The 26,954-nt window shown below is 41.4% G+C and carries 20 protein-coding genes and 2 pseudogenes; 8 read left to right on the top strand and 14 right to left on the bottom strand.

The features are described 5' to 3' along the window. Nucleotides 1-339 (bottom strand): annotated as a pseudogene (locus BV375_RS11060) (ISAzo13 family transposase); the annotation flags it as partial. A gap of 153 nt (nucleotides 340-492) precedes the next feature. On the opposite strand from BV375_RS11060, the pseudogene BV375_RS11055 reads away from it, so the two are divergent. Further along, nucleotides 493-1,281: pseudogene (locus BV375_RS11055) on the top strand (NAD(P)/FAD-dependent oxidoreductase); the annotation flags it as partial. A 252-nt stretch (nucleotides 1,282-1,533) separates the two neighbouring features. Continuing rightward, entirely contained in the window at nucleotides 1,534-1,725 is a 192-nt protein-coding gene (locus tag BV375_RS11050; RefSeq protein WP_086760304.1) for a hypothetical protein, read from the top strand. Nucleotides 1,726-2,059: 334 nt separating this feature from the next. Here BV375_RS11050 and BV375_RS11045 read toward each other — a convergent pair whose 3' ends face one another. After that, nucleotides 2,060-2,845: an ABC transporter permease gene (locus BV375_RS11045; protein ID WP_086760302.1), complete on the bottom strand. Its 786-nt coding sequence runs from the start codon at nucleotides 2,843-2,845 to the stop codon at nucleotides 2,060-2,062. Between the two features lie 262 nt (nucleotides 2,846-3,107). On the opposite strand from BV375_RS11045, the gene moaA reads away from it, so the two are divergent. Then, nucleotides 3,108-4,094: a GTP 3',8-cyclase MoaA gene (moaA, locus tag BV375_RS11040; protein WP_086760300.1), complete on the top strand. Its 987-nt coding sequence runs from the start codon at nucleotides 3,108-3,110 to the stop codon at nucleotides 4,092-4,094. 66 nt (nucleotides 4,095-4,160) lie between these two features. Here moaA and rpsD read toward each other — a convergent pair whose 3' ends face one another. Further along, nucleotides 4,161-4,769: a 30S ribosomal protein S4 gene (gene rpsD, locus BV375_RS11035; protein WP_086688970.1), complete on the bottom strand. Its 609-nt coding sequence runs from the start codon at nucleotides 4,767-4,769 to the stop codon at nucleotides 4,161-4,163. Between the two features lie 383 nt (nucleotides 4,770-5,152). On the opposite strand from rpsD, the gene BV375_RS11030 reads away from it, so the two are divergent. After that, the gene (locus BV375_RS11030; protein ID WP_086760298.1) at nucleotides 5,153-5,767 is read left to right on the top strand and encodes a hypothetical protein; all 615 of its coding nucleotides are present in this window, start codon (nucleotides 5,153-5,155) and stop codon (nucleotides 5,765-5,767) included. A gap of 281 nt (nucleotides 5,768-6,048) precedes the next feature. On the opposite strand, the gene hetR is transcribed toward BV375_RS11030, so the two are convergent. The 5 genes from hetR to BV375_RS11005 all read right to left on the bottom strand — a co-directional run bounded on the left by hetR (nucleotide 6,049) and on the right by BV375_RS11005 (nucleotide 14,456). Further along, nucleotides 6,049-6,948, bottom strand: a complete 900-nt coding sequence (gene hetR, locus BV375_RS11025) for a heterocyst differentiation master regulator HetR (protein WP_086760296.1) — start codon at nucleotides 6,946-6,948, stop codon at nucleotides 6,049-6,051. A gap of 1,564 nt (nucleotides 6,949-8,512) precedes the next feature. Next, entirely contained in the window at nucleotides 8,513-10,690 is a 2,178-nt protein-coding gene (locus tag BV375_RS11020) for an EamA family transporter (protein WP_086760294.1), read from the bottom strand. A 624-nt stretch (nucleotides 10,691-11,314) separates the two neighbouring features. Then, nucleotides 11,315-12,607 carry an inorganic phosphate transporter gene (locus BV375_RS11015; protein ID WP_086760292.1) on the bottom strand — a complete coding sequence of 431 codons (1,293 nt, stop codon included), beginning with the start codon at nucleotides 12,605-12,607 and terminating at the stop codon, nucleotides 11,315-11,317. Between the two features lie 95 nt (nucleotides 12,608-12,702). Then, entirely contained in the window at nucleotides 12,703-13,749 is a 1,047-nt protein-coding gene (locus BV375_RS11010) for a zinc-dependent dehydrogenase (RefSeq protein WP_086760290.1), read from the bottom strand. Nucleotides 13,750-13,988: 239 nt separating this feature from the next. Then, nucleotides 13,989-14,456 carry a helix-turn-helix domain-containing protein gene (locus tag BV375_RS11005; protein ID WP_086760288.1) on the bottom strand — a complete coding sequence of 156 codons (468 nt, stop codon included), beginning with the start codon at nucleotides 14,454-14,456 and terminating at the stop codon, nucleotides 13,989-13,991. A gap of 148 nt (nucleotides 14,457-14,604) precedes the next feature. Here BV375_RS11005 and BV375_RS11000 point away from each other — a divergent pair, with 148 nt between their 5' ends. From BV375_RS11000 to BV375_RS10990, 3 genes are all read left to right on the top strand, one after another. Continuing rightward, nucleotides 14,605-16,371 (top strand): FAD-dependent oxidoreductase, encoded by a 1,767-nt coding sequence (locus BV375_RS11000; protein ID WP_086760286.1) that lies wholly within the window; start codon nucleotides 14,605-14,607, stop codon nucleotides 16,369-16,371. 109 nt (nucleotides 16,372-16,480) lie between these two features. Continuing rightward, nucleotides 16,481-16,717, top strand: a complete 237-nt coding sequence (locus BV375_RS10995; protein WP_086760284.1) for a hypothetical protein — start codon at nucleotides 16,481-16,483, stop codon at nucleotides 16,715-16,717. A gap of 644 nt (nucleotides 16,718-17,361) precedes the next feature. After that, nucleotides 17,362-18,048, top strand: a complete 687-nt coding sequence (locus BV375_RS10990; protein WP_086760338.1) for a polysaccharide deacetylase family protein — start codon at nucleotides 17,362-17,364, stop codon at nucleotides 18,046-18,048. Nucleotides 18,049-18,174: 126 nt separating this feature from the next. Here the strand turns inward: BV375_RS10990 and BV375_RS10985 are convergent, their stop codons facing one another. The 5 genes from BV375_RS10985 to aroA form a co-directional block, all read right to left on the bottom strand. Continuing rightward, nucleotides 18,175-18,516: a helix-turn-helix transcriptional regulator gene (locus BV375_RS10985; RefSeq protein WP_086760282.1), complete on the bottom strand. Its 342-nt coding sequence runs from the start codon at nucleotides 18,514-18,516 to the stop codon at nucleotides 18,175-18,177. Between the two features lie 278 nt (nucleotides 18,517-18,794). Next, complete coding sequence (locus tag BV375_RS10975) at nucleotides 18,795-21,959, bottom strand: tetratricopeptide repeat protein (RefSeq protein ID WP_086760278.1); 3,165 nt, start codon at nucleotides 21,957-21,959, stop codon at nucleotides 18,795-18,797. A 490-nt stretch (nucleotides 21,960-22,449) separates the two neighbouring features. Continuing rightward, nucleotides 22,450-22,827: a hypothetical protein gene (locus BV375_RS10970; protein ID WP_086692169.1), complete on the bottom strand. Its 378-nt coding sequence runs from the start codon at nucleotides 22,825-22,827 to the stop codon at nucleotides 22,450-22,452. Between the two features lie 160 nt (nucleotides 22,828-22,987). Further along, a complete protein-coding gene (locus tag BV375_RS10965) occupies nucleotides 22,988-23,335 on the bottom strand; it encodes a BON domain-containing protein (protein WP_086760276.1) in 348 nt (115 codons plus the stop codon). Between the two features lie 414 nt (nucleotides 23,336-23,749). Beyond that, nucleotides 23,750-25,099: a 3-phosphoshikimate 1-carboxyvinyltransferase gene (aroA, locus tag BV375_RS10960; protein ID WP_086760274.1), complete on the bottom strand. Its 1,350-nt coding sequence runs from the start codon at nucleotides 25,097-25,099 to the stop codon at nucleotides 23,750-23,752. Nucleotides 25,100-25,617: 518 nt separating this feature from the next. Here aroA and BV375_RS10955 point away from each other — a divergent pair. Continuing rightward, nucleotides 25,618-26,130 (top strand): hypothetical protein, encoded by a 513-nt coding sequence (locus BV375_RS10955; RefSeq protein ID WP_086692180.1) that lies wholly within the window; start codon nucleotides 25,618-25,620, stop codon nucleotides 26,128-26,130. 185 nt (nucleotides 26,131-26,315) lie between these two features. Here BV375_RS10955 and BV375_RS10950 read toward each other — a convergent pair whose 3' ends face one another. Then, complete coding sequence (locus BV375_RS10950; protein WP_086760272.1) at nucleotides 26,316-26,897, bottom strand: thioredoxin family protein; 582 nt, start codon at nucleotides 26,895-26,897, stop codon at nucleotides 26,316-26,318. Nucleotides 26,898-26,954 lie beyond the last annotated feature (57 nt).

Below are 26,954 nucleotides of genomic sequence, written 5' to 3'. Positions count from 1 at the left end.
AGAAAGACGCATATAGAGCCTTTGACTTTTAAAACTTGGGTCTATCTGACTTTGACCATCAACTAACTTTTTGATATCTGATAAAAGATTTGGTAGATGTGATTCTGCTTTATAACGTCCTCGACCTCGATAGTTATCTATACAAGTGATACCACTATTTAATTCTTTGATTGCTTTACTAATAGTTACCCGATTCCATCCCAACTCTCGCTGTGCTAGAGAGTGTCCTCCGTATCCTAATGCCACAACTGTTTGTGCAATAAATTTACGTTTGGCTGCTCCTGTTAATTGCTGTGCCGTTTCCTTCAACAAGTGTTTTAGTGAATCCGTTAATTGTATAGACACCTTTTTCTACCGAAAAATCGAATCATCCTTGAATTTACTACAAAAAGGGGAAGGGAGAGGCTGCCTGCGGCAGCCTCTCCCTTCCCCTCGGAATGATTATCATTCTTATAAACTGTATATTTTATTTTCTGGAAGTCCCACAACACTATTCACAGCGTTATTGCCAATGGTAAAACTTATAGCGCTAGTAAAGCTTACATCAGTGACCTCGACCCCAAATTAACCGTGGAGTTGATGCATGATTCTGAAGCCTTGAGCCGTAAGGAACGTCAACGCTTAACTGGCTACGAATACTCAGCTAGTGCTTTCAATATTTACTTGGGATTAGATAGCCGTTTTGACCCGGAACGCTACGGTATTGGTAACTGGAATATTTGGTACTATCCCACAGGTGACCTCAACAGAGAATATCAAAAACAATTAGCCGGAGACTTTAGCCGCCCGTGGATTTTCCTCTCTTGTCCAACCATGAAGACTCAGGAACCAGGAATAGGGCCACGAGGGCATCATGTTCTGGAGATTGCTACCATCTGTCCCTACGAACCATTTGAATCCCTGCACAAACACGACCCGAAAGCCTATAAAGCGAAAAAGCGGGAAGTTTATCAGCAGATAATGACTAGTGTGCGAGATTTGATTCCAGATGTAGACAATTATGCGCGGATGAAACTTTACGGCACACCGACCACCAGTGAATTTTATCTGGGACAACCCCAAGGAAATATTTATGGCGCGAAGTTGGTGCCCAAACAGGTGGGCTTAGATCGCCTAGGATATACAACGGAATTACCCAATCTCTTCCTGGTGGGAGCGAGTGCCTGCTACCCCAGCGTACCTGGTGTAATTGGCAATGGCATGGATGTGGTGGAAATGCTTACAGGACAAGCGGTGCGGCAAAGACAAGAAGCACCAAAGCCGTTGGTAGCGGCTGGGTGAGTGAGCCTGATGGTGATTAGAGGTTATTTATTGACAACAAGGTAGTTCAAATAATGTTTGTTTGAAAAGCGATCGCTCCTGTTTTTCTACCCAAAGAAGTATGATTCCCTCTCTGTAGAATGTAGTGCAAGCTCTACCAAAAGTTTACTATTTGACCACTGAGATGAATTTACATAGTAGAACTACACACCACTAGCAACAAATTGCTCGCTATCTGCCTCAATAGAGCGTTAATCAAAGGACGGCCTCTTTATGAAACTACCTCAAATGATTGTTACAACAGTCGCGGCAATTGCTTTCGGCTACCTCGGCTCGCAATACTTTCATAAAAATGTTATGTATGCCATAGGTGGGGGAATGGTTGCACTTGGTGCTGGGGCATATCTTGCACCGTCTAAGTCTGAAGAAAAGCCAATCTCTACACGAACGAACCAGTCAGTGTGAACAGCAAACGATGGCAACGTAGTTAGATAAAAGCCCTCTAAGAGGTTAACAAAGGTCTACGTGCTATGAATGTTATGTAAGTGTGCCGTACCACTAAAAATTTAAGATTTACTTGATCAATCAGCTCTCACAATTCACAATTGCAGCACCATATTCGCTGATAAGTAGAACGGTGTGGAAAAATCAAATAGGCTTAAACCCTCTTCCCTCCTGCCCTTCGGGTTCGCCAGTCGCTCATGGGGGAAACCCCCAAGACCGCGCTGGCTCACCTTCTGCCTCCTGCCTCATCCCAACGATAAATATTCACGCCGACCTACTTATATGATCCAGATTTTTAAAACGTGGGTTTCCCAAACAGTAATAAAGACAAAAAGAAATCCATCATAAAAATTAATACCCAGGTAGTCACAACTGCTGTTGTTGCTGACTCTCCTACTTCCTTGGCGCCACCTCTGGTAGTTAGCCCCCAACTACAACCATTGACAGCAACTATAGCTCCAAAAATAAATCCTTTCAGCAAAATAATCCACAAATCTGATGGTTCTAAAAAACTTCTGACTGACTCTAAAAATTCCTCTGGAGCAATTTGATAAAATTGTGATGCCGCAAAAATTCCACCAATGATGCCTGTGACTAAACCAAAAATTGTCAATAATGGTGTCATCAAGCAGCAAGCAATTACTCTCGGAAGTACTAAGTAATCAATTGGATCGGTTCTGAGCATATGCAGAGCATCAATTTGGTCTGTGACTCGCATTGCACCTATCTCTGCTGCAAACGCTGAACCTACTTGGCCAGCAATAATACTAGCCGACAATATGGGAGCTAATTCTCTGCAAAAAGCTAAGGCGAAAGCACCACCCACAGCACTTACAGCGCCAAATTGCACTAATTCTCTGGCTGTTTGAATAGTAAATATCATTCCAGCAAAACCGCTGACAAGAAGAACTGGAGGCAGAGAAGCCGGTCCAGCAGTTACCATATGTTCTAGGATTTTACGGTGATAAGTTTTTCCTTGGAGTAAATGCAGCAATACTTGACCCAAGAGCAGCATTACAGAAAAACAACGTGAAACGGAAAATTGATTTATATTTTTTCTAGGTTGTACTTTTACTACCATTTAGCGATCTCTCAAAATGATCATTAAAAATTCGCTAGACTTAAAACTTGCTGAAAGCAGGAGATTGAGGGAGAAAAATTGACTTTATGCATTCAAAACAATCAAATAACAAAGGCATGTAGTAATTGCTGAGGACGTTAAAAGAATATCCCATTCTAGTTGCTTGTGGAAATTTTGGATATACCGACTTTTGATAAAAGCGATCGCTTGCTATCAGGTTGCTTCTCGTTTACAGAAATAGAATAGAAATAAACACTAAAAAATGAACCAGGTAGATTACCTCAGGATTAGTTTGATCGACCGCTGCAATTTCCGGTGTCAATACTGTATGCCGGAAGGTGCAGAAGTAGACTATATTCTCAAGCAACAACTTCTAACGGATGAGGAACTCCTCACCCTGATTCAAGAGGTATTTATTCCTGTAGGTTTTACCCGGTTTCGTTTGACTGGTGGGGAACCTTTACTGCGTCCTCATGTGGTGGAATTAGTCGGGGCGATCGCGTCTTTTCCCCAAACCCAAGACTTGTCAATGACAACCAACGGGTTTTTACTGGCCCCCATCGCCCAAAACCTCTACGATGCTGGGTTGCGACGCATCAATGTTAGCCTGGACTCTTTGGAACCAGGTACATTTGAGCAAATTATCGGCAATCGCGGTCGTGAACGATGGACGCAAGTCTGGGATGGAATTCAAGCTGCCTATCGCGTCGGCTTCGACCCCCTGAAGCTGAATGTAGTGGTGATTCCTGGGGTGAACGATCATGAAGTGCTCGATTTAGCTGCCCTAAGTATTGACCGCAACTGGCACATCCGATTTATTGAGTTTATGCCGATTGGTAACGGACAATTATTTGGGGATCGCGGTTGGATCTCATCAGCGCAATTACGTCAACAAATCCGCGATCGCTGGGGATTGACAGAATCGCAAGTTCGTGGTGCTGGACCTGCTGATGTATTTCAAATTCCAGGGGCCAAAGGTACACTGGGATTCATCAGTCAGATGTCGGAGTGTTTTTGCGATCGCTGTAACCGGATGCGTTTGAGTGCAGACGGTTGGCTACGTCCTTGTCTATTGAATGAAACTGGTCAAATTAATTTAAAAACTGCTCTTAGGGCTGGTATTAGCACTGGACAATTGCAAGAGCAGGTAAGATATTTGCTGGCAATTAAGCCAGAAATTAATTTTAAACAGCGTGAATCTGGCACTGCGGGTACATATACCCGTACTATGTCGCAAATTGGCGGGTAATCAATAGTAATTTGTCATTTGTCCTTTGCAAATGACTAAGGACAAATGACTAAGGACAAATGACTATTACGCTTGTCGTGAGTAGTATTCCACCACGAGCAGTTCGTTAACTTGTAAAGCCACCCATTCCCGCTCAATAACAGCGTTGACTTTACCAACCAGCTTGGTTTTATCAAACTCCAGATGACTGGGGAGGTTAGCTAGTCCAGGATATTGTAGGTTGGCTTCTACCAACTTACGCGATGCTTCTTTATCCTTGACAGCGATTACTTCACCAGGACGGCACTGATAGCTAGCAATATTAACTACACGTCCGTTCACGGTGATATGACCATGATTCACTAGTTGCCGTGCTGCGGGAATAGTCGGAGCTAGACCCAAGCGGAAAACCGTATTATCTAGGCGCATTTCTAGCAGTTGCAACAGCACTTGTCCTGTAGAACCAGTCACACGTCTGGCTTTACGGACATAGCGTAGCAGTTGCTTTTCGGTTAGACCATAGTTTAAGCGCAGCTTCTGCTTTTCTTCCAGACGGATAGCATACTCAGAACGCTTTTTGCGATTCTGACCATGCTGACCAGGTGGATAAGCGCGTCTAGCGCTTTTACGAGTTAATCCTGGTAAGTCGCCTAAGCGACGGACAATTCTGAGGCGAGGCCCTCTATATCGGGACATGTGTTTCCTTAATCTAATCCTGTTTCAACTTTACCCAGACATTCCATTATAAATACCTGGAAAACAGAATTTCCAGAAATTATCGATTTCATCATCAGAATTTTGTGCTAATGCCAACAGGCGATCGCAACTAAAAAACTTTTATTACTTTACATGAAAAGTGGACAAGGAGAAAAAAGCAGGGCTGGGAGAGCAAGAAAGAACTAATGACGAATGATCGTTGTCTATTGACTGTTGACCTTTGACCTTGTTGAATTTTGAATTGCTGAGTTATCCTCGACTATGCAACTAAAATTCCCTAAATGAAGAAAGATTGGTTGCACTTATTGAGTTAGCATAGCCTTGGGTGTTTGGAGAACGGCAATGTTAAGGAGCAAAAATCGATGAGCAAAAAAGGCGGTTCTGACTATAGAATGTTGTCGGCTAAAGCACTGAAGGTAACAGCGCCAGTTTTAGCGATCGCAGGATGGTTAGCCACGATGGTTCCCAGTATGGCTATCACCGCCTCCTACAGCAGCAATGATTACCGTGCCTGTGCAGGTCAGCTATTGCGTGTAAATATTAATGCGAACTCTGCATCACAAGCTTGTGCAGGGGCACTCCGTCCACGGGATTTGTCTTCTTGCGTAGTTTCAATTAGCAGGCGGACACAAATCAGCGCTGTAGATGCTCTTACTACTTGTCGGCAAGCACGACGTCCTGAAGATTTAGCTAGTTGTGTAATTGGTATTAGCCTCTATCCTAATAAAGAAGCAGCTAACCCAGCAATTTTAAATTACTGCGGTCGGAGTTTGTTGCCTGTCCGCTTTGGTCAATGTGTGGTAGGTTTACGTAGTGAAATTAACTTTGCTCTTACTCAGGCACTAGATACTTGTATCAGTGGCAGTGACACAGTTAGCACATTTACACCTTCGGTCCTACCCCAAGTTCAAGGACCCACAGAATTTCGCCCTACTTTTGAAACGGCTCCAATTCCCACACAACCAGGTAGTAATTGAAGCTCGTACAGCAAATAGCCATCAGGATTTTTGTTTCACCGCAGAAAGGCGGAACAAGCATAGAAGATCAGCACAGAAGTCGCAGCGCCAACTTCCGCCGCTCAGAACTTCGTAGGAACAAGGAAAATAAGCAATTCATAATTCCAAATTATGACTCTTAAACGCTACTTGCTCTACTTGGGGAGCCAGCCGCGTACGGGGGTTCCCCCTGTTGAGCGGACTGGCGTGAGACCCCAAGACCGCAATAGCTCCCCTTGATCCTTGACTCTTGACCTGAGTTATTAGTCTTCTTTCTTGCCAAACACCATTTGTAAAATCATCGGTATGCCACCTTCTTGGTGATATCTATCAGCCCAAGCGCGGATGACTTCATCCAATTCTTCTAGAGCCTGTTCTATGCGTTCTGGAGGAATGTCAAGCTCTTCCAAGGCTCGCATAGTATTTGGCCGCTTTTCTGCCCAATTTCTCATCAGCCGAAAATACCGAGCGGTATCTTCCACCATGATATAAGTACGCTCTTGATCGTCTGCTGGCGCATAAAAAGGACGGGTAAGAGCGTAGAAAGGCATACCCCACGGAGAATCAATGCGCGTCACCGTGCCAGAGTAGAGTAGACGGCGCTTGATGTGCTCCGCTAAAGCTTCACTCAAAGGCATCTGGTGCTGGGTTGGCATGTCCTCCTGCGATCGCTTGTGCAAAAATTCAATTAACTCTAAAAACTCAAAAGATGTAATTAACTGGGCATCAGGCAGATTACTTGGTAGTTTCTGCTCAATTTGCCTTTTTTCCTCGGTTGTCAGACTTGTGCCGGGAATGCGCGATTTCCCGGGACGCCAAGGATATTTTTCCATCCAAACATAAGGCAATTGAATCAAATAGCGAGGCTCCTGAGAACCCAGCATTTTCAGCAATTTACCTTCAGTCAGGGCCTGTCTGACTTCCTCCACAATGATTTTGACCCGTTTCGGCTCCAAGTGGTGCAAATGCCCGGTCATTCGCAAGTTTTGCCCTTGCTCCAGATAGGTCATGTAAATTGCACATTTGGCAGCCGTAGCCGCTGCATCTAAAAATGCCCCATGCCTGTGCCCACTGGTCCGCATGGCACTAAAAGCCAGATAAAGCATGATCTGATCCATCGCACTGGGGCCTAGACGTTTGATCAGATCTATGTCGTTACTCATATAACAGACAGTTAAATAGCACGTTTACAAATTTATTAGCCGTAGGAAAGTAAGTAGTATACACCCGACTGAAGGCGATATTTTCACTTCAGATTATTTATTATGCTTCAACTATGAGGTTGTTGGTAGTCAAAATTATGAATTTCCGCGTAATTTCTAGCACATGTATCAAAAATAGTGTTTTTGCTGTAATTCATCTACTCTATAACCGTAATATTACTTAGGCTATTTATACTTACATCCTTATGCATAGGTTAAAAGGGTGGGATGCTTATCAAGCTAGACTCTTATAGGCTGTGTCAAAAAGTTTCTCCGTACTCGGACAATATTTTAGATAGAGATCTGTATGTATTTTATACTTGGGGTTTATCAAAAGAGATTTAAAAGGACTTGGTGAAATTAAAAAACTATAGGGTGAATATAATTAGCTAATACTAAAATCTACCTGGTAATGTGTTAAAGAGAAAAACCGATCTCAGCACTCAGCGATAAAAATTTGAGTTTTAGACTGCGAACTCAAACTTAACCATTGATAAAAGTGAGACATTTAGACTCCCAATGGCTACACCAACAACTTGGTTGCTTTTATCTGCCGACTGATTTTTCATTGATGCCAAATTATAGATATCTAAATAAAGCTGAACAGTGCGATTAAAACTATTTTGTTAAGTTTTTGGTATATTATTAAATAATAACATTTGTTTGTGCTGAATTGGGATAAAGTAATGTATTTTTAAGATATTTGTGCTTGATATTTAATTTTTTTGTACAAAAAGTAAAATTAAGTTTTGTTGATATTTGTGACTTTGCTATTCGTTAAAAACTATTCTCCTTTGTAAGCTGTGACGCATTTAAATAGCACATTCTTTCGTTAAGGCTGTAAAAAGTCTAAAGTCCAGAGTTCAGAATAACGCTCTTTAATCACTCTCGCGAGATAAAAATCTACAACCCTGATTATGCCGGACTTTTATAAATTTAGGCGTAGGTTGGGTTGAGGAACGAAACCCAACATCCTTAAACCTTGATCTAGTTGGGTTTCACTGCGTTCAAACGCCACTTCACTCAAGTCGGGAAACCCGCCCACGTGAGTGGCTCCCCAACCTACATTTATTTTCTCTCCCCAAAGTGACGGAAGAGCGATAAACCCAGTCGCCTCAAGTCGGAGAACCCTTTCGGCGGCTTCCTACAGGGTAGTAAGTGGTGTTGGGCAATGCTCACCATATCCGAGTTCTGGTGGGCATTGCCTACCCTACAATTAAGCTTTAAGTGTACGGAATTTTTTCAAATATCAAAATTGATTTCTATATTTGATTTGTGAACTTATACCAATTCACGAAATGCCTATTACAAATGATTTGTCTTTAATTTTTTCCACCTGCTGTCTATTTGTATTAACCTTAAAGTGAAACGTATTATTCGTAGAGGTAGGTAGAAGAGTAAGTTATTTGTTTAGAAATCAAACCGGATTTATATATTAGTAAGAAGTGAAAAGTTAAAATAAAGAATTTGCTATCTCTTTTTTGACTTTTCACTCTTAGAATTTAAGCTGGCTACTACTGAAAATCTAATTTGCTGAATTAGAAGAATTAAGCTGATTTCGCACTTTTTCAAAGCTAAAAGCTGCTGCTCCAAAAGTTACTAACAGCACTCCCAAAATTTGCACAAACTCTAAGTTTTCTTGAATCAGCAACCCAGCAAAAATCACAGTTAAGAATGGGACACTTGCACCAATAATTGCTGAACGTGGTGCACCTAGTTTGCGAATCCCAACATTATTGAATACGTAACCTAACAAAGTCAGTACGCCCAAAATAAAAGCACTTAAAATAATTTCCAACAACTTAGAAGGTTCTAGTACTAAGCCTAACTCGCCAGGTAAAGGTATCATCAAACCGATAAAGCTCAACAGCAACATGGTAGCGAAGTTAATCAAAGTAAAAGATACCGGATGCAGTTTGCTAGCACATATCCGTGTGAGGACAACGTAGACAGCAAAAGCCACTCCTGACAAAATTGCTGTGCTACTACCTAGGGGAACATTACCGAGAGAAATACTACTAGCACCACCCAAAATCAGTAACTCGCCGCAGAAAACCCCACCAATGGCTGCTGTGCGGAAGACGCTAGGGCGATCGCGGAATAAAAACCAAGACAATAGTCCACTAATGACTGGATAGATAAAGAAAAGTGCGATCGCCATCCCAGTTGTAACTTGGCTAATAGCAATGTAGATCAGCACTTGCGATAAAAATAAAAAGCATCCGCTAGCGATCGACAACTGCAAAATCTTTCGTGTCTTGGTATTACTAGGAGTAAAACCGCCGCGTACTGAGCTAAATAGTGTTTGTAAGTCTTCCCAGACTCGTGGATGCATCATTGGAGCTAAAAGCAACATCAGTGGTACAACCACCAGCAATCGCAGCATCAAAATTAATAGCGTATTGCCTAAAGTTGGCACAAGCAAACGCTCTACTTCAACTACTCCTAGAATCTCAGAACCTTGATGGAAAATCACCTTAATAGCTACGTTGTAAAGCGATGACACCACCGCTGACAACACAATCAGCAAGAAACCTATCTGAATAGAGGATAAGCTTGATGAGCTAGGTAAACTTAGTGATGGCGGAGCTACTCCGTGTTTGCGCGATGGTAAAGCTGGTTCCGGTGTAGTTTCGCTTCCCGAAAGGATAGAAATTGGCTCATCAGGATTGTTCCTGACTGGTGGGGGTGTGGCTTCTGGTAATGGAATAGGCTCTATTCCAGTTTCGCTCTCTGACAAGTCTGGGGAAATGACAGAACTTGGCTCAGGGTCATTTCTCCTGAATGGTGGATATGTTACTTCCGTTGAAGGTAAAGTAGGCTCCGGTGTAGTTTCACTCTCCGCCAAATCTTGAGAAATGACAAAACTTGGTTCGGTGATATTTTCACTTTCTGACAGAAGTGTTGCTTTTGGAGCCTCTGACTGTAAGTTAGCTTGACTCTGTGAAAATGTAAGTGGTTCGTTAGCTTGGCTGCTTCTCTGTTCTGACTGCGGGGAATCCCAAGAAATGTTCTGTTGCTCTTGCGGTGGTTGCAAAACAGTGCGTGGCGATTTTACTTCTGGCTGTTCAGGTAATTGCAACACAGTAGGTGGTGATACTTGTGCAGCTTTTAGTGGAGTTTCTGCAATTGTTTTTTCCAGACCTTGCAAACGATTAATTAACTCCGCTACGATCACTTCCCCTTGCTGTTGTTGATTGTGCATCCGCGACAACTGTTGGGAAAGATTGCTTTGATAGTTCTTCAGCTCTTGTTGCAGTGAGTTAAAGGTGATGGTGAGAGTATCATCTAAGGAGCCAAGCAGCTGCTCTACATTCTCGTTGTTCTCCGCTTTTGACCCTAATGTTGTTTTTTCGTAGGCGTTGCTCTCTATCGCTTGGTTAGCTAAAGTCGTCAGCGAGGATTGTAGTTGCGAAGATATATGCTTTGCCAAAGCTTCTGCTAACTGACGGATTAAGACCTGCTGCTCAGTGATTTGGCGCGCCTGTTGTAACTGTTCTTTTTCATCAAGCAGTTTTTGAATATCATCACTTAAACGATTTTTTTCCGTCTGAAGCCGCTTTACTTCTTCCTGCAACGACCTCAGTACGTGCTGCTGAAGATTTTCTAAATCCTCAACAACCGCCCAGAGGGCATTTTCTGCTGCCCTGGATAAATCGCCTCTAACTCGCGGGTTGTCTGGTTGCTTCTCAAATCGCCCCATTAGCTTTTAACCTCTAACACCTTGACGATAAAGCTGCTTCCCGTATAACTGCTTGGCGTTCATACTAATTTCCTAGAGTTCGTCAGATAAACCAAAAATTTTAACAGGACTTACGCATATCAACGTAATTCTGTCATGCTGAACACAGAGTTGGCAAAGCATCTAATTTAGCTTATTACTTAGTAAACTGGGTTTCGTTCAGAATCATAGGTAAACATTCTGTCAGTCTTATTTCAATCATCTATGTTTTTAGCAGGATTTTTTCGGGAGAAAAAATCTTACCCCAAATCCATACGTATTCTTTTTGTACAGATAGTAATTGTTAAAGACTTGTGAATGAATACTTTGCTACCACCAGGTTGTCTCAATTCTTAGACTTATTTACTAATTACTGTTGAATGTAACTTAAGCGACAGTTTATATCTGTAATCGGGATTAAATTATTGGTTTGCGCAATTTAAGAATATTGCTAACCTCTGGAAAATATTCTAGTGAATTAGCAGCCATTGTGCAAAAGAACATTTTGGCTTTAGCCTGATTAAATTCGCCTATATAAGTTGCGGATGCAGATCAAGGGAAAAGCTAGAAAAATATAAATAATTAATCAAGATTCAGGCGTAATCTTTACAGAAAAAAAATCTTGGCAATGCTAAAGATAGCAGCACTAAGGATTGCACTGATGGGGACTGTAATTAGCCATGCAGCCGCGATCCCCTTAAGAGTTTGGAATTGAATTGACTTAATATTTTGCACCAGTCCAATGCCAACCACACCACCAACAAGAGCATGGGAGGTGGATACAGGTAAACCTAGACGGGAGGCAAGTAAGATAGTTGTGGCAGTTGCGAGTTCGGCACAGAATCCACTACTAGGTTGCAAGGAAATAATATTTTCGCCAATGGTGGCAATCACTTTTTTACCCCAGATGGCTAAACCACCCACAATACCGACACCGCCAAGGACTAAAATCCATATGGGGATAGTAATGCCATCTATGGGTACGCTACCAGTTCGATTAATGTATACGATCGCAGCTAAAGGAGCGATCGCATTCCCCACATCATTAGAACCATGAGCAAAGGCTACAAAGCAAGCACTCAGCAGTTGAAAGCGACCAAATAAGCGCTCAGTCGGATTTTGAATTTTGGGTTGCACGTTTGGTGCGCTTTCAGCACAACTTGGATTTTGAATTTTACTGTTATCTAATTGTTGCCAGTTATAGAAAGTCAGCCCAACTGCTGCTACTGCACCTGTGAATAGGGGAATATCGTAAGTAGGTATATTTAACCCAACTTGGTCAATTAAAAAATTTGTCAGAGGTTGAGTCAGCGATGGCAGGACAATCACTCCAAATATCCCCAGAAGTAACGCACTCAACCAGGGAAGCCACTCGTTTAACTGCACCAATTGATTGGGTTGGTCTAAAATCCAGCGCTTGATTTGACTGTAGAATAAAGCGGCGATCGCACCACTAATTAAGGGCGTTAAAATCCAGCCAATAGTAATCAAGCCAATGGATGACCAATCAATTGCACCGACTCCCAAAGCTACCCAACTAAATCCGGCGATCGCACCCACAACTGCATGAGAAGAGGATACAGGCAAACCCCGTGAAGTGGCAATTTGCAGCCAAACTCCAGAGGCTAGTAACACCGTCACCATCCCCATAACTAAGATTTGCGGTGTAGCAGCAAATAAGGCGGGGTTGGCAACTTTCGTCGCCAGAGTTTCCGTTACCTCATGCCCAAACAATACCGCACCAGCAAACTCTAACACCCCAGCAATAATTAACGCCTGTTTCAAAGTCACAGCTTTGGAACCAACAGAAGTTCCCATTGCGTTAGCAACATCGTTAGCACCGAGGTTAAAGGCGACGTAGAAAGCTAGTAGGGCGACGATTGCGAGAGTGATGGACATTTTAGGGAAATGGGGGACAAGGGAGAAAAAGCAGGGGAGCAGGGGGAAGAAATGTCTGACTGTTGACAAATGACAAATGACTAATGACCAGTTATTTAGGGATAAATTAAAATTTTGTAGGTTTCTGCTGTCGGAGCGATCGCTTGCTCCACAGCTTTTGATAAATCTTGTAAGGGATAGCGATCGCTAATTAATGCCTCTACATCAATGCGGCGATTAAATACAATATCGGCTGAGAGATTTTGTAGGCGGTAGGATGAACTATAACTGCCCATCAAGTCAATTTCTCGGCGGTAAAGGAGATTCGGGTTGATGGGAATTGATACTTCGTCGGGGAACTCCGCGAAAAAGAGAATTTTGCCACCTTTACGAGTACAGTCCAAAGCTTGAAAGAAAGCTTTCTCGCTAGGAACAGCCAGTAAGGTAACATCAACACCCAACCCATCAGTAATAGCATGGATTTTTGCTGGTAAATCGGGGTCACGAGCGTCAAAAGCGGCTTCTGCACCCACATTTAAAGCTTTTTCAATTCTAGAGGGTAGTAAATCGGTAGCGATCGCTCTGGCTCCGAAATATTTCACCAACATGATGAACATTAAGCCAATTGGCCCAGCACCAGTTACCAACACAGTTTGTCCGGGTGCAATTTGAGCTTTTTTTACTGCCTTTAAGCAGCAGTTAGTCGGTTCTACAAAACTTGCTTCTTCAAAACTTATCTCATCAGGAATCGGAATTAACCCGCCATTTTGCACAATATGACCCGGTACTTTGACATATTCGGCAAAACCGCCGCCACTGGCGTTAAATCCGGCTGTGGTGGAGATGTTTTTATAGACATCACACATAGAATAATTTTCATTGAGGCAGTAGGCGCAACGCATACAGGGTATGTGATGCATTACCGCCACCCTTTGTCCCACTTGCCAACCTTTGACCTCAGAACCCACAGATGCGATCGTTCCCGCCGTTTCATGTCCAAAAATGCGTGGCGGTTCGTAAAGGGGATAACGAATTTTTTTAATATCTGATTGACACAACCCCACTACCCGTACCTGTACCAGCACTTCATCCGGTTCCAGAGCCGGTACTGGAATCTCTTCGTAGGAAAGTTGATTGACGCCTCTAAATACCTGTGCTTTCACGTTGATTTTTCACCTCTCAACGTTATTAGATGTAACATTAGTCGTCAACTTTAAGCTATCAGGTTTGAGATTGAGTCTTTAAATGATGGCGAATTTTCGCAGCAAATTTTACTACCTTATTATTTTGCTCTAAGTTATCAACCAATTCTGCAACAGTTAACGGTGGGTTGTTGAGATCCTCAGATTGCTGATGCAGGACTTGAAGCAGGAGTCCAAAATTACAGATAAAGAAGCCATAATTACTGATTTAATTCACCAGTCTCTTGAGCATACAACCCTTCTTCTTCAAGAAACTGAGTTAATTCTTTGAGTCCTTGCTTACGCTTTGCATCTCTCTGCTGTTTATACTTCTTTAAATCGTCGAAATTGACTCTGCGATGGGAACCCACTTGAATATAAGGAATTTCTCCCTGTTCTAACAACTTAATTAAATAGGGGCGTGACACGTTGAGAAAATTAGCGGCTTGTTGTGTCGTCAGTTCCCGCTTTTCGGGGAATACAGCTACAGCCTGACCTAACGCCATTGTATGGACAACTTTACATAGGGCTTGATACACAGATTCCGGAATGGGGATTTGTTCTCCATTGGCTCCTACTAGTTTTGGTTGAGAACCTGCAACTTTTAATATGCGTTCTAATTCTTTGATGGACTTGGTTTCCTGCTCTGAAGGTATGACTAAATCTAGGGGTCGGTTTCGCTGGAACATAATATTTTTGGTGGGCGATGTCTGAGGACAAGACGCTACCCTTATATATTACATACTACATAAACGAAATATCCGAAATAAAAAATTCTCTTGTCTAATGTCCACCCAACTGGTAAAAATATGTCGCAATTCTAGTGAGAGTTAATAGATGGTGAATCAGACATATCAAGCTGATGTCTTAGTTGTGGGTGGCGGAGTTGGTGGTACGGCGGCGGCGATTCAAGCGGCGCGGCGAGGGGCGAAAACTATTCTGGTGAGTGAGTTTTCTTGGTTGGGGGGAATGTTAACCTCGGCTGGGGTATCTGTCCCTGATGGGAATGAATTAGAAGCTTTTCACACGGGTTTATGGGGTGAGTTTTTACGAGAATTGCAGCACCGTCAACCAGGAGGTTTGGATCATAGCTGGGTAAGCTTTTTTAGTTTCGATCCGCGTATTGGAGCACAGATTTTTGCGGATTGGGTAAAGGAGTTACCAAATCTGCATTGGATTGATGGAGAAATTCCATTAGAAGTTTCTCGACAGGGAACTTGTGTAACTGGCGTTCGGTTTAGTGATTTTATTGTCAGAGCTAAGATTACTCTCGATGCTACAGAATTAGGCGATTTATTGGCTTTAGCTGAGATTCCTTATCGTTGGGGTTGGGAATGGCGATCGCAATGGGGAGAACCTAGTGCACCAGAAAGTGCCAATCATCTCACAGAAAAATATCCCGTACAAGCGCCGACTGGGGTGGTGCTAATGCAAGATTATGGCGCAGATGTAGCTCCAGAAATTCCTCCTGCCCCTAACTATGATCCATCTCTGTTTGCAGGTGCTTGGGATGGCTATGGCGCAGAGCAATTTTTGAATTACGGGCGCTTACCTGGGGGTCTATTGATGATGAATTGGCCTATCTGTGGTAATGACTACGGCGAAGGATTAGGGCGGCTGTTAGAGTCAAAGGCAAGCAGAGATGAGTTTATTCAAGAATCTCGCTGGCATAGCCAAAATTTCGCTCATTTTATTCAGAAGCAGTGTGGTCGGCGCTACGGTTTGGCTACGCAAGTTTTTCCTCATTCCGCTACAGCTTTTGCATTGCATCCCTACTACCGGGAAAGTCGGCGCTTAGTGGGAATTACAACTGTCCGAGAACAGGATATTTTGCCTGTGGCAGGGGGTCAGGTTGCATCATTAAATATAGATGCAATTGCGATCGCTAACTATGCCAACGATCACCATTACCCTGGTTTCAACTTTCCACTCCAACCTAAATCTATTCGCTGGGGAGGACGCTGGACTGGCACTCCCTTCACAATTCCCTTCAGTAGTCTAATTCCCGCAACAACAGACGGCTTTTTAGTTTGTGAAAAGAATATTTCTGTTTCTCATATTGCCAATGGGGCAACCAGATTGCAACCTGTAGTGATGGGCATTGGACAAGCCGCCGGAATGGCAGCGGCTATGTGCGTTGAGGTGAATTGTCAACCGAGAGATTTACCAATAAAAGCACTGCAAACAGCTTTACTGAAAGACGATCGCGCACCTGCGGCACTTGTACCATTGTTTAATTTGATGCCTTGTGATTCTCAGTGGTTACAGTGGCAAACATATTACTTAAATAATCCAGAAGCCTATCCTGACAACGGCAATTGCCCAACTTTATCATCGTCTCAGTATTATCACCATATAGAAAATCAAGTATTAATACGGAACCAGATCTATTTTAAAGGCACTTTTCATCGACAGACTCAGCAGGATTACAGATTCACTATAATTTCACCAAGAGTTCATAAACAAAAGGCTTGCCAGCTTGTGACCTTGCGATCGCATATCGATTTACAACTACAAGCTTGTAACCATCAGCAATTGCTCACAGTTTGGGGTCGCTTGAATACTGCTGGTAATTGGTTACTAGTAGAACATATCGATGTTTAAGGTGTTTATTTTTATTCTGTAAAAAACAATACTTTTTAGGGAATTGTCCGGATGCAGTAATAAAAACTAAGTAGCAGTGAATAAGTGAGTTCTAAAATAAACATCTGCTATGCGTGCTGTAGTTTCACTTTTAGCCTCAAGTCTGGTAATGGCTACCTTAATTTTTGACTATCAAGCGATGGTCAATCGCGTATCTCATCTGTTGCTGGCCTCCTCAGCTTCAGAAGAGTTACTCTCCGCCAGACCTAAACCAAAGCCCAATCAACCTGAAAAACCTACGCCGCATCGCGGTAGTGGGCGCAGAGAGTTAATGGAATATTACGGAAATGTTCGTTCTGCTGTTTAACAACTTTAGCAGCATTGTTCATGTTTCAGGGGAGTTAAATTACAGACTTATGGAGTGTTTTGCTTAACATCCTTTACACAAACTTTTTAGTAGAGCGATCGCAATCAACACACTTAATACATCAGCATTTGCTCAGTATTCCATCCGTAAGTTGTGTATTCATAGTCAAATCCCACCCTGATGTTCCGAATGTGAAAAAACCTGAGTACCTGTATTGATCGCATCACCGCTTCTTCAAAAGCTACGTTTACTGCTTCTAGTTCCTTTTATTTCAAGTATCTCATTGAGGTTATCGGTTCAGATTAAGGGCTTCTAACTTTAGATCAAGTCCAAATTATTTACCAAGCCCATCTACATTCAGGAACCGTAACTCAGTTGATAGAGAAATTAGCTTTAAATTAATACACACCTTGACCAAGTGGCGAGTACTCCGCACTTTGCAACCTGTAATCTCAGATGTTATTTCTGAATGCATGGTAGGAAGCTAGTGCTGTTTCAACACGAGTATTTTGCAATCAGCAGGATTAAAACCAGACTTAGTGGAGAATTTCCTTTGTCTGTCGATCCGCATCTGGCAAAAAAGCTTTGTTGAACTTGTGCAATGCTTCCATCACAAGCGAGTAAAAGTAGCAAATATAATCAAAATGCAACTTGCTCCCCTCTTGCCAATTCTCTATCGTTTTCTCCAACCAAGTTTTCCTAACTGTCTTTGGAGTGGCGATCGCAATTCAAAAGCGATCGCACTCACCTTTGATGATGGTCCCCATCCCCAATACACACCAGAAGTATTGGCAGTTTTAGACCGTTATCAAATTAAAGCTAGTTTTTTTTGGTTGGGTGCTTGTGTAAATCGTTCACCAGATGTAGCTAAGTCGGTATGCGATCGCGGACACTGGATTGGATTGCATGGTTACGACCATCGTTCTTTTCCTCTACTTTCCCCGATACAACTTCGAGAAAGTTTGGAAAAAACCCAAGCTGCAATTTATAGTGCTTGCAATCTCCTACCTGAGCAAGTAAGAGATGTCCGACCACCCAACGGATTATTTACACCCCAAACTCTAAAACTATTTCTTCAGTGGAATTATCGTCCAGTGATGTGGAGTGTCGTGCCTGTAGATTGGTCTAGACCAGGAGCCACCACCGTAGTGCAACGCGTTCTCAATCAGGTACAAAACGGTTCAATTATTGTTTTACATGATGGTGCTTATGGCGGTCAAGATGTTGCGGCAACAATAGAAATCTTAATTCCACAATTGCTACAAAAAGGCTATCAATTTGTGAGCGTTGATACTCTCTGGCAGCAAGCCAAAATTAATCAGCTCAATTAACTTGCAATTACAGAAACCTCTCATCTTCATTACAAAGTGAAAGAGTGAGATAGAGCAAATTGCCGCACCTCGTAACTAACTCAGCTTGAAATTTCTTGCTACAGCAAAGTTAGCTGAAGATATATTTCAGCTGCTTTTAACATGTCGCGTTGAAGTTACTTCCGCGTCAGTACTAGTAGCAGTGGCAGATTCTTCAGTTCCTAAAAGATGATGTATTTCACTTAATGAACTTGGTTGTGCTCCAGTAGCTTCTGGTGACTCACTCATATACTCAATTAGGTCTTCCACTTGGCAATTAAGAGCTTTACAAAACCTAATGATTCTTTCTATATGGTCTGTCCCAGTTCTGCCACTTTCCCAGTTCTGGATAGTGCTTTCAGTCACGCCAACAAGACGTGACAACTCAAGCTGGGTTAGCCCTGCCTTTTCTCGAAGCAAAGCGATCCTTGGTTTTGGCTTTTGTTTCACAGCTATAGGACTTTTCTTTGAATATTTATAGTCGTAGATCCTAGCACCAAAAAAAAGCAGCGTTTAAAAAACACCAGAAAAAATTTTGATCTGCTCCTTTAGCAAGGTAGTTGATAACTGCTTTTTGATACGTTTGTTCATAATTATCTAGGATAGTTTGCGTAAAATATGTATACACGTTTGCACTTGGAAATGTGAATTTATTTAGCAATTGTGTTTCAGAATACATCTTCTTCTCTAGTTAAGGTGGGCATTGCCCACCCTACTGTTAACTGATATTACAGACCATTACCAATCAAAATAAAGGGTGCCCAATAAAAGGGATGACTAAATTGATTTTCAGAAGCAGCACTTAACATACTATTACCTTTATTTTGCTTGCTTGCTATCTGTGGAGTTTTAGCGTAGCCCAAATAATTACCTGAAATTAAAGCAATTTGAGCTTTTTGTAAGGCTTCAGCTTTTGTTAGATTCCCCGATCGCAATACTTTATAAAATACATTCATTAAAGCCTGTGTTCCGCCATCAGATACAGACCATAATGAAGCTATAGATGCCTTAGCTCCTGTTAGTTGAATCTGGTATCCTAAACCAAGAATTTCTTGCCCATTACCTAATGTATCTCCCAAGCCTGTTTGGCAAGCACTCAAAACTACTAAATCTACATTTGGTAAAGACCAATTTTCTATATCTCGTAGAGTTACACGTTCGCCATCACCAAATAGAATAAAGGAATCTTCGGGATTACCTTTTACTAGCAGTCCATGAGTTGCCAAATGAACAATTTTGAAATCATTCATTTGGGGAACTGTACCTGAAGTGCTAAAAACATTATCTAACAGTATCTTAGTCCCTGGAATTGTCTTGGCTAAGTTTTCTACTTCCTGTTTAGCGAACTGCAAGCCACTAAAAACTTCTGAGCGATTGGCAAGTTTGATTGTATAATCACCTTTTGTAAAAGCAGCCGCTAAAACTTTATTATCTTTTTCTGGTTTGTTGTTGAATTTGGTGAGGCTAGCAGATGTAATGTTATTAACGATAAATCTTTGTACTAGCCACTCTTTACCATCATATAAACCTGCTAAAGGAACATATCTTAATTGTCCATCTGGAGCATAAATAATCGATTTGGCATCAGCTTGTTTTAGCTCATTTTCTATGGGTTTAATTAGCCAGTTATACAATTTAAGTGCTGGCTCTTTAATATTTTTATGAGGCACTTGGATTGTTTGCCGATACTCAAGAATTGTCTTATTTAACTCTTCCTTGGTAACTGGTACTGTGCGATGTATGGGTGGTGCGTCTGCTGTGACGATAACTAACTCTAATCTATCTTCTAAAACCAAGGGATAAAGTAGTACTGCTTTTTGATTTAACTGTCGTAAATTATCCCGCAGAGAATTTAGTTGGCGTAAACTGAGATTTTCTTGTCCTGAAGTTGCAGATAATTGCTGAACCAACGCTACAACAGAGGGACTTTTGATAAATTTGTTAAACTCACCAGTAATATCCTGTTCAAGTTTTACCAGTTCGGCAATCCGTTTTTCTTGAGTAGATGTACGTTCCTTGGGATTGATTTTCCGCAGACTTGTGAGTTCTTTGCCTAAAACAATTACTTTATCTTGAATGACACTATATTTTTGCGAAATTTCTTGTTCTTGTGGTTTAAGAGGTAAGTTTTGTTGTGGTTGAGAATCGCTATTAGCTATTCCTCTTTGAGTATTAACTACTTTTGTCGGAGTATTGGCAACTTTTTGAATACTGCCACGACTATTACCAATAAAGTCTTGAACTTCCTGTATTTTCAATAAATCTAGAACTTGTTGTGCTTCTGCTGAACGGTTTTGCTTGAGTAATAAATCAGCTAATCTGCGATATCTTTCAGAAACAGTTTCGGTGTAGGATTGTTGGATATCTGTAGGGACAACTCGCAAACTTTTGCGGATAGTTTCTGTGAGATTGACTGATTGTTTGTAGAATGCGATCGCTAGTTGTGGTTGATTTTGTTGCGATAGCACATCTCCTAAATATTTTAGTGTTGCGGTTTCACTAACTTTGTCGCTAACTTCGCGATGTATTGCTAAAGCTTGCTGATACAATCCCAAAGCTTTTTCAGACTGATTTTGTTTTTGGTAAATCTGTCCGAGATTGCTTAGAGTTACACCTTCACCAGTGCGATCGCCCACTGCTTTATAATTAACCAAAGCTTGCTGGTTAGACTCTATCGCTTGCTGATACTTGCTTGTATTAGCGTAAACACGCCCAATATTATTAAGAGTAAAAGCAATACCTTCTTGATATTTATTTTCTTGGTAAATACCTAAAGCCTGTTGATATAACTTTAGCGCTTGTTCAGACTTACCTTGACTAAGGTAAATTTGCGCGATGTTATTAAGGTTTAGTGCTTCACCTTGAAACTGAAAAGAATCTTTACCAAAAGCATCACCAACATTGGCACGACTGGTAACTTGTTGCAAAGCTTGGGGATTTTGTCCTAGTGCATCGTAAAGTAACTTTATATCCTGTTTATTTGTCCCCTTGTACTCACCAGTACGGAATTTTTTGTAAATATTTGAAGATTTTTCTGCAAGTTCTAAAGATTTTTGATATTGCCCTAAGCTAAAGTAAGCACCTGCAAGATTATTTAAAATAGCTGCTTCTGTACCATAAAAGCAAGTTGATTTTTCCTTATAGCAGAAGTCTTGGATAGGGTTTAAAGCTTGTTGATAGGAATCTAGCGCCTGAGTGTAATTTCCCAAATTAATATAAACAACTCCAATGTTATTCAGAGTCTCAGCACTACCAATGCGATCGCTGTTGGCTTTGGAGATTGCTAAACTTTGTTGATAAAGTTCCAATGCTTTTTGATATTGACCCATCCTAAAGTATACTGCCCCAGTATCAGTAAGCAGACTTTTTTGACTAGTAGAATAACTAGAATCTTTAGGGTTAGCAGCTTGCAGATCTTTGAGAATAGTTAAGGTTGATTGATAAGCTTCTAGTGCTTTTGGATACTGACCTAAATTTGTATAAACTTCTCCTATATAGGAAAGAGGTACCCATTCATTTTGGCGATCCCGTGTTTGTTTACGAATACTTAAAGACTGTTGCAAAAAGTCCAGTGCCTTGGCATATTCTCCCTTACGCAAATAAACATAGCCAATATTGGTAAGACTGTTAGCTTCTCCAGCTTTAGCATTGTATTTTTTGAAAATCGTCAACGCCTGCTGAAACATTTCTAACCCTGCTTGCAAGTCACCTAAACCGACTAAATCTTTATATACCAGTCCTTCACCGTTATTATTCAGGGTAATCGCCTCTGTAATTTTTTCTTCTGCTGTAGGTGTTGGCGCTTGGGCAAGAATTTGTGTTGAAGTATGAAAGGATAGCAATGGGGAAGCTAATGTCAGCAGGAGGGTTGCAGTAATTAGACGTAGTTGCATAAGTAAATTTTTTATATCTAAAGGGTAAAATCATTAGAGCTTATAGAGACAGTCTTTCTCCCTATAGCCGCACTATCGTAAGTGTCATATTTTACCAAAGCTCTTAAAGATAACCTATATATTAACGTTTATATTTAACAATTAGCCTACGGGTTTTCCCAGATGTATTTTAGTGGTGAGTTACTACCTTGTTATCTTCAAAAAAAAACTGATCTCTTGTGCTAATAAGCTTTGTTTCCTGAAGAGACAAAATCTCACACTATATCAACCAAAGGATTCAAGATTTGGCGAAGACAAAAATACGTGCATAAATAATAGAGACGTTGTATACAACGTCTCTGGAAGCCAAAACCGAAAATTGATACTATTAATTATCGAAAGTAAGTAACTCGTACATCACAGCGGAAAGAAAATTAGTATTTCAAACAACGCAAAAGCCTGGAATCCAATTCTTATGACTTTTGACTTCCGCGCAGCGGTACTAGCCTACTTACTTAGGTGCTGTAAAACCAGCTTTTTCTGCTGTTGCTGTATCTTTAAAGCAGATATCTGGTTTCACTTTTGCATAATCAGGCAACTTAGCAGTGTGGTATATATTACCTCGCTTTTGAGTAACTTTCCCTTTAATAGGTGCATTGCTTGGACAAGTAGTTTCACCTTGTGGCTTAACCCCTAACTTTTGTGCTGCTGCTGGAATCGCAGCATTAGTTCCACTTTTAGCAGTAGGCTTAACTTGAGAAACAGCAGTTGAGTTTCCAGCATTATTGCTAGCAGATTCTTCAGGTTTTTTACCACAACTAACTAACATTAAAATACTTAATAATGTCAGCCCAATACCAAATTGACGTAATTTAATTTGAGTGTTCATTGAATGTCTACTACAAAGAATAATTAAGGATATATTCATGAAAGCTCTAGACAGCACTATTGTGTAAGTGCTGTCTAACAAAATGGCTTTGAAAAATGCCATTGCAATTGACAATTGATTAGCCTGTGTAAGCTAATCACCCATTAATTAAAAAATTGTTCTAGCCAACTGTAACTTGGTCGGTTTGAACATCAGTAGCACCACTAACTCCCCTAGCAGTCTCGACCATTTGATCTAAAATATCTTGAGAAGGTACTGATCCTTTTAAAACTACTGTACCTCCTGTCTGAGCAACATAAAGGCTATCAATATCATCGAAACTACCATCTTCATCAAAAGCAAGGGCAACTCTTTTTGCTAAACCACTTTGGTCATATTCTCCATTCAGTCCTATTCTTTCAGGAGCAATGGATTCTTCACCAGTGTCCTCTGCAACTAAACTTGGCTCAGGGTTAACTTGAGCATCTTCTGGTTTCTCCATGCCAAAAAGTCTTTGTAACCAGCCCATAATTGTATTTTCTCCAATGCAAAATCTCGAATTTACACAAGTAGTTTAACTTGCTTTGGATTTAGATTGATTGTAGTCAATATCATACAGGCATGACTCTCATGTAAGTTGTAATAATTGCAGAATATTAACTCCTAACCAATACAACATCAAGTAAATGATTGTTACTATTTGTTAAATACTTCAGCAAAGTTATTGATAGTGACAGTAAGAGCTTTGTAAATAATTTTTTATTTTTTTAGATTCATGCCATAGAAAATATCTATATTCACGCAAAAACAACTAAATAAAACTTATTATAAAAAACAAATTAGGGTTTAGATCTCGGAGTTCTAATCGCCAGTCTATATAAAAATTCATTCCCATAACATTTGGGAATGAATTTGGCAAAGTTATGAGTCATTGAACCGACTACTAGTTAATAATCGCTGTCAGAGTATTAAAGAATCCAGGGTAGGAAATCGCTGCTGCTTCTGCACGGTGAATCGTAGTGGTTCCAGTGGCGACCAGCGCCGCGATCGCTAAACTCATAGCAATGCGATGATCTGTATAACTATCTACATCACTACCAACTAAGGAAGTACCGCCTGTAATTTCCATCCCATCGGGTAATTCGCTGACCTTTGCTCCCATTTTATTGAGTTGCTGCGCCATAACAGTAATGCGATCGCTTTCTTTAACTCTTAACTCTGCTGCATCCCGAATAATTGTCGTTCCTTGAGCAAATACTGCTGCTACTGCCAAAATCGGAATTTCATCAATCATTCTCGGTATGATATCACCGGCGAGCGTACAGCTTTTTAAACTACTGGAACGCACCCTGATATCAGCTACCGGTTCACCCGCAACTTCTCGCTGATTTTCCAGTTCGATATCAGCTCCCATCAATGCTAAAGCTTCTAATATCCCGGTGCGGGTGGGATTAACGCCCACATTTTCTACTACTAATTCTGAACCAGGAACAATTGCGCCAGCTACTAACCAAAAAGCTGCTGAACTAATATCGCCTGGGACTATTACCTTTTGCCCAGACAATTGAGATGGCCCGGTAATTGTCACACTGTTACTTTCTGGGTCAACACTGAGTTCTGCACCAAACGCCCGTAACATCCTTTCACTGTGGTCACGGGAAAGGGCGGGTTCGGTAACGGTGGTTTGTCCCTCAGTTGTTAGACCAGCAAGTAAAATGCAAGATTTCACTTGCGCAGAGGCGATGGGGGAATAATAGTGAATTGGTTTGAGGGCTTGACCTTGAATTGCTAGGGGTGCTAAAGAATTACCTTTGCGTCCCCAAATTTGTGCCCCCATTTGCAGCAAAGGTTTAACTACACGGGACATGGGACGCGATCGCAAGGAACTATCGCCTGTTACTGTAAAAAAGCGCCCTGGATGCGATGCCAACAGTCCCAACATCAGACGCAGTGTAGTGCCAGAATTTCCAGCATTTAATACATCCACTGGCTCTTGTAAATTCCCCAGCCCAATACCTTTAACTCGGACTAAATCTGTGTTGAGTTCAGAAATTTCCGCGCCCATTGCTTGAAAACAACTAGCAGTGCTGCGGGGGTCTTCTCCTAAGAGAAGCCCTTGAATCTCAGTTTCACCTTGGGCTATAGCACCCAACATCAGAGCACGATGAGAGATAGACTTATCACCTGGAACCCGGATACGACCTTGCAAGGATAGCCCAAAAGGAGGTCGCTGGATAATTAAATTATCTGAAAGGTCTTTTTGCGTTTCTACGGTTATAACAGCAGCCGACATTAGGATACACTGGCTTTTGAAGACACCGGAAGTACATAAGCGATTGCGTGTGCCGCGGCTGTTGACTTCCTCCCTAGTATCCTATCGTCTTTTGTTCTGTAAAACTTAATCAAATCTACCAAAATTGATACTTTTACCTATTGAAGGAGTCAGCTTTCTCTTAGCAATCTAAGTAAATTTGATGTTCATTTGTTAGCTTCTTACACTTCTAAAAGCTACGAAAATTGTTCCGCTTGTGTTTCACCAAATACTCCAGCTATATTAATTTCGTAATCTGAAGATTATTTACAATATATTCACTAAATTTACTTTGAAATTAGCTTTCCGGATAAAAATCGTAGTTTTTGCTTTTTAAATTCGTACCCTAAGTATTTTCAATTTTATTTATCTGGCTTACCAAATAAGCAGATTCAGTTAATATCTAAGCATGTTTCACGATTTAGTTTCTGACCCTGACCTGCTAGAGACCCTGGTGTTGATTTGTTTTTGTTCAATAGCTTTTAGCCCTTATCGCTCCCATGCTGACCCATCACCGCAAGCCCGTGTGCTTATCACTTATTTCCACTGACCTGCCAGTCTGGTCGGTTGTGGAAACTGCCGGGACATTGTATCAAAAAGATACTGACCGCTTTCATTTACTGTTGACTGCACCGCCTTTAATAAGTTGCGAAATAGTGAGTTCCCTCAATCCAGAGGACACGCCTCCCCAAAAAAGGAGCAATGCTTATGCACCCAGCAGTCCGAGGATTTTATGGCTGGAGATTTCCCCTTACCGGGTAATCATGACTATGCAAGGTAACGCTCAAGTGAGTTATCGTCACTTCTGGGAACAGGGTGTTTATGGTGTAAGCCGTTACTGGTTGCCAACTGAGTCATTGCAACCTAATGAGCCTATCCGACTGCGTAATTTCACGACCGCTATGGTTCTCAGTGGGCAAACTTTGCCAGAGCATCTGCGCATAGAGTACGAATTGTGGGCAGAAAAAGTCCAATTGGGACGCTACATCCTCAATTTGGAAATCAAACACTAATCGCAAATTTATATTCACCCTCACTAGTTCAGAAACTATAGCGAGGGTGAATTTTTATTCTGGCATCTGACTGTTTAGTTGTTAAGCTCAACATCAGCTTTTCAAGACAGATCACCACGGGCTTAAGCTCACAACGACGGCATGAAAATAAACGCCCCATGCCCAATTTTCAAGCTAGAGTTTGATCAACCAAAATAGCTGGGTGCGTTTCCAGCTTTCCACTTAATATTGCAACCAATACTTGGCTTTTGCTCATTTGGTACAGGTTTATCTGTCAACACCGCTTCAATAGCTGCACGTAAATCTGCGCCTGTTACAGGTTTGCCATTACTTGGGCGGCTATCATCCAATTGTCCCCGATAAACGAGTTTGCGTTCGCTATCAAATACAAAAAAATCAGGGGTACAAGCTGCTGTATAAGCCTTGGCAGTTTCTTGAGTTTCGTCGTAGCACAAGGGAAATTTCAACCCTAATTCTGTTGCCATTGCCTTTAAAGAATCTGGTGCATCATCTGGGTAGTTTTTTGCATCATTAGCACTAATAGCAACTATTCCCAAATCGCTATTGAAGTACTCATCTCCTAGCAGCGCCAACTGTTTTTGAACGTGTTTGACAAACGGACAATGCCGACAAATAAACATGACTAACAATGCTTTTTTATCGGCAAAATTAGCTAAGGAAATTTTTTCTCCAGATACTACTTCTGGTAGATGAAAATCTGGAGCATTAGTGCCGAGAGGCAACATTGTAGAAGCAGTTAAAGCCATAATTTATCTGGTACTGTGTCCATAAAAACGGCTGATACTGTCAGTTATTTTCAAAAT

This window comes from Nostoc sp. 106C, from assembly GCF_002154725.1.
Classification (GTDB): Bacteria; Cyanobacteriota; Cyanobacteriia; order Cyanobacteriales; family Nostocaceae; genus Aulosira.
This window is presented reverse-complemented; position numbering and strand designations above follow the sequence as displayed.